1 protein-coding gene is annotated in these 4,600 nt (G+C 74.0%); it reads right to left on the bottom strand.

Annotation, left to right across the window (positions count from 1 at the left end; genetic code table 11):
* Positions 1–35 precede the first annotated feature (35 nt).
* Positions 36–4,592, bottom strand: coding sequence for a type I polyketide synthase (locus tag HNR67_RS22175; protein ID WP_425554093.1), 4,557 nt, complete (start codon positions 4,590–4,592; stop codon positions 36–38).
* Between the last annotated feature and the right edge of the window lie 8 nt (positions 4,593–4,600).

The following is a 4,600-nucleotide window of genomic DNA, read 5'->3' as shown; positions in this document are numbered from 1 at the left end:
CTAAAACCGCCCCCAGAGCGAAAGTCGTGTGCTGGTCAGTGCCTGCCGAAGTCGCTGTCGATCAGCTCGAACAGCTCTTCGTCGGAGGCGGATCCGATATCGGCCTGCTCCGGTCCGTCCGCGGGTCTCCTGGCGTTCCAGCGGTCCAGGAGGTCCTTGAGCCGCCGGGTGATCTCGGCGTCCGCGCCGGGGTCGAGTCCGTCGGCGCCGGTGGCCAGCGCGTTCTCCAGCCGGTCCAGTTCGGCCAGCACGAGTGGCCGGTGATCGCCGCCGAACAGCCCGTCGTGCAGGTGTTCGGCGAGCACGCCGGGGGCCGGGTAGTCGAAGATCACCGTGGTGGGCAGCCGCAATCCCGTTGCCCTGGTGAGGTTGTTGCGCAACTCGACCGCGATCATCGAGTCGAAGCCGAGTTCCTGGAAGGCCCGGTCGGCCTCGATCGCGCCGGGGTCGCCGTGACCGAGCACGGCCGCGGTGTGCCCGCGCACCAGGTCGAGCAGGGCGGCCCGGCGGGCGGGCGGGTCCAGTGCGGTGAGCCTGCCCAGCAGTTCGGGTTCGCCGCCGGTCTCGGCGTTGTGTTCCACGGCTTCCGGGATGCCGGTGAGCAGCGGGCTGGGCCTGGCCACGGTGAACAGCGGCGCGAACCGGGTCCACTCGACGTCGGCCAGCACCCCGGTGGGTTCGTCCCGGTCGAGCAGGCCGCGCAACGCGGTGAGCGCGGCGGCCGGGTCGAGCAGGCGCAGGCCGAAGTCCGGGGCGTCGACCTGGTAGCCGAAGTCCCACAGGCCCCAGGCGACCGCGGTGCCGGGGTGGCCGGTGGCGCGGCGGCGCTGGGCGGTGGCGTCCAGGTGGGCGTTGGCGGCGGAGAGCGCGGTGTGCTCGCCACTGCCCCAGATGCCCGCGATGGAGGAGAACAACACGAGTTCCGCGCTGTCCCCGGCCAGTTCGGTGACCGCGTCCAGACTGTCCACTGTGGACGCCAGGACGCGGGCGAGGTCGGCGGGTGTCAGGTCGGCCAGTGGCGTGAGTTCGTCCGGGGTGGCCGGGCGGGTGCCTGCGGCGTGGATGACCGCGCGGACCGGTTCGCCGTCGGCGGCGAGTTGCTTGCCCACCGCGACGATGGTGTCCGGTTCGATGACGGTGAGCCGGACCTCGGCCAGTTCGGCGCGCAACTGCTCGACGTCCGGGGGTTCGGCCCCGGCGAGGACCACGTGACTCGCGCCCGCGGCGGCCAGCCAGCGGGCCAGGTGTCCGGCGAGCACCGGCACGCTGACGGTGGCCAGCACGGTGCCCTCGGCCCGCCAGTCCCGCACGGACCTGCGCTGGGGCGCACGGACCAGGCGGCGGGCCAGCAATCCGTTGCCGCGCACCGCGAGCTGGTCCTCCTCCCCCGCACCGCTCAGGGCCGCGATCACCAGCGCGGGGTCGAACTCCCCGGCAGGCAGGTCGAGCAGGCCGCCCCAGCGGCGGGTGTGCTCCACCGCGGCCACCCGGCCCAGCCCGCACAGCTGGGCCTGGGCCGGATCGGCGGGTTCCGCGATGCCGGTGGCGGCGCGGGTCAGGCACCACAGCGGGGCCTCGATCCCGGCGTCGCCGAGGGCCTGCACGGCGGTGAGGGTGGCGGCCAGGGCGGCGGAGAGTCCGCTGGGGTGCTCGCCGGGGGCGAGTCCGAGCAGGGAGAGGACGCCGGTGTACTCGGTGCCCGCCGCGCGCAGCCGGTCCGCGAAGTTGGCGCGGTCGGCGGTGGTCGCGGGCAGTTCGAGCACCTCGGCCTGTCCGGCCAGTGCCGTGGCGAGGGCGGTGGTGGTGGCGTCCTGGGCGTCGGCGGTGAGCAGCAGCCAGGTCCCGGGCGGGGCGGGCGCTGGAGTGAACGGGATCCAGTCGATCCGGTAGCTCAGGCCGTCGCCGGTGGGTTCGGGCGCACCCGAGCTGAGCCAGAAGCGTTCGTGCTGGAAGGCGTAGGTGGGCAGCGGGATCCGCGTGCCGGGCACCACCTGGGTCCAGTCCACCGGCACGCCGTGCACGTGCGCCTCGGCGAGCGCGCCCAGCACCCGGCGCACCCCGCCGTCCTCGCGGCGCAGCGTGCCGACCACCACCGCCTCCCGCTCGGACTCGTGCGCGGTCTCGGTCAGTCCGGGGGTGAGCACCGGGTGCGCGCTCACCTCGATGAAGACCCGATGCCCCTGCGCCAGCAACGCGGTGGTGGCCTCGGCGAAGCGGACGGTCTGGCGGAGGTTGCGGTACCAGTACTCGCCGTCCAGCTCGGCCCCGTCCACCCAGCGACCGTCCACAGTGGAGTAGAACGGCACGCTCGCCTTGCCGGGCCGGATGTCCTGGGCGCAGGCGCGGACCGGAGCGGCGATCTGCTCGATCTGGGTGGAGTGCGCGGTGAAGTCGACGCCGGGGATCCGCCAGCGCTGGACCCGTTGGGCGGAGAGTTCGCGTTCCAGTTCGGTGAGCGCGCTGTCCTCGCCGGAGACCACGATGGTGGCCGGCCCGTTGATCGCGGCCACCGAAAGCCGGTCGCCCCAACGGGTCAGCAGCTCCCGCACCCGCGCCTCGGGCAGCGTGACCGAGAGCATGCCGCCATGTCCGGCCAGCGGCAGCAGTTCCCGGCTGCGCAACGCGACCAGCCGGGCCGCGTCGTCCAGGGAGAGGATCCCGGCCACGCAGGCGGCGGCGATCTCGCCCTGGGAGTGGCCGAGCACGGCGGCGGGTTCGACGCCGAAGGAACGCCACAACTCGGCCAGCGAGACCATCACCGCCCACAGCACGGGCTGCACGACGTCCACTCTGGACAGTGCTTCTTCGTCCGCGGCCAGCTCGGCCAGGGGGCGGTCGAGGTAGGGGGCCAGGGCCTGGGCGCAGGCGGTGAAGCGGGCGGCGAAGACGGGGTAGTGCGCGATCAGGTCGGTGGCCATGCCGGGCCATTGGGCGCCCTGGCCGGGGAAGACGAAGACCGGGCGGGCGGGGTGTGGGGCGGTGCCGTGCAGGAGGCCGGGGGCGGGGAGGTCCTCGTGCAGGGCGCGCAGGCCGTCGGCGAGGGTGGTGGGGTCGGCGAGCAGGACGGCGCGGTGGGGGAAGGCGGTGCGGGTGGTGGCTAGGGAGTGGGTCAGGTCGGGGAGGGGGGTGTGGGGGTGGGTGGTGAGGTAGTCGCGGAGTTTTGCGGCCTGGGCGCGGAGGGCTGCGGGGGTGCGACCGGAGAGGAGGAGGGGCGCCGGAGTAGCGACCGGGCCGGGCTCGTTCTCCTGGCGGGCTGGAGCCGGGGCTTCCTCGATGATCACATGCGCGTTGGTCCCGCCGATCCCGAACGAGGACACCCCCGCCCGCCGCGGCCGCTCCCCCACCGGCCACGGCACCGGCTCGGTCAGCAGCGACACCGCGCCCGCCGACCAGTCCACCTGCGGCGTCGGCTCGTCCACGTGCAAGGTCCGCGGCAACCGCTGGTGCCGCAACGCCAGCACCATCTTCATCACCCCGGCGACACCGGCCGCCGCCTGCGTGTGCCCCAGGTTCGACTTCACCGAACCCAGCCACAGCGGCCGGTCCCGGTCCTGGCCGTAGGTGGCCAGCAATGCCTGTGCCTCAATGGGATCGCCCAGCGCGGTGCCGGTGCCGTGCGCCTCCACCACGTCCACCTCGGTGGGTGCCAGCCGGGCGGCGGCCAGGGCGGCTCGGATGACTCGTTGCTGGGCTGGGCCATTGGGGGCGGTGAGGCCGTTGGAGGCGCCGTCCTGGTTGACCGCGGAGCCGCGGAGGACGGCGAGGATCTGCCTGCCGTCGCGTTCGGCGTCGGAGAGCCGTTGCAGGAGCAGGATTCCGGCGCCTTCGCCCCAGCCCGCGCCGTCGGCGGCGGCGGCGAATGCCTTGCAGCGGCCGTCGCCCGCGAGTCCGCCCTGTTTGGCCAGTTCGGTGAAGACCGCGGCGGTGGACAGCACGGTGACACCACCGGCCAGGGCCAGGTCGCATTCGCCGGAGCGCAGGGCCTGGGCGGCCAGGTGCAGGGCGACCAGGGAGGAGGAGCACGCGGTGTCGATGGTGACGGCGGGGCCGGACAGGCCAAGGGTGTAGGCGATGCGGCCGGAGGCGACGGCGTTGGAGTTGCCGGTCATCAGGTGGCCGCTGACCTCGGCGGGCAGGGTGCGCGGGCCGGCGAGGTAGTCCTGGTTGCTGCAGCCGACGAACACGCCGGTGGCGGTGCCGTGCAGGGTGGCCGGGTCGAGGCCGGCGTGTTCGACGGTCTCCCAGGTGGTTTCCAGCAGCAGCCGGTGTTGCGGGTCCATGGCCAGTGCCTCGCGCGGGCTGATGCCGAAGAAGGCGGCGTCGAATTCGGCCGCCTCGGCCAGGAAGCCGCCGACCTGGGCGTAGTCCGCGCTGGGCCGCAGGTCCCAGCCGCGGTCGCGGGGGAAGCCGCGGACCGCGTCCACCCCGCCGTCCACCAGCTGCCACAACAGTTCCGGGGTGGCCGCGCCGCCGGGCAGGCGGCAGCCCATGCCCACGATCGCCACCGGTTCCCTGGCGGCGTCCTCGACCTCGCGCAGTCGCGCCCTGGTGTCGTACAGCTCGGCGGTCACCTGCTTGAGGAAGTGCCGCAGCTTGTCGT

Source organism: Crossiella cryophila (assembly GCF_014204915.1).
Taxonomy (GTDB): Bacteria; Actinomycetota; Actinomycetes; order Mycobacteriales; family Pseudonocardiaceae; genus Crossiella; species Crossiella cryophila.
Note: the sequence above shows the minus strand (reverse complement) of the source record. Positions and strands in the feature narration are given on the sequence as shown.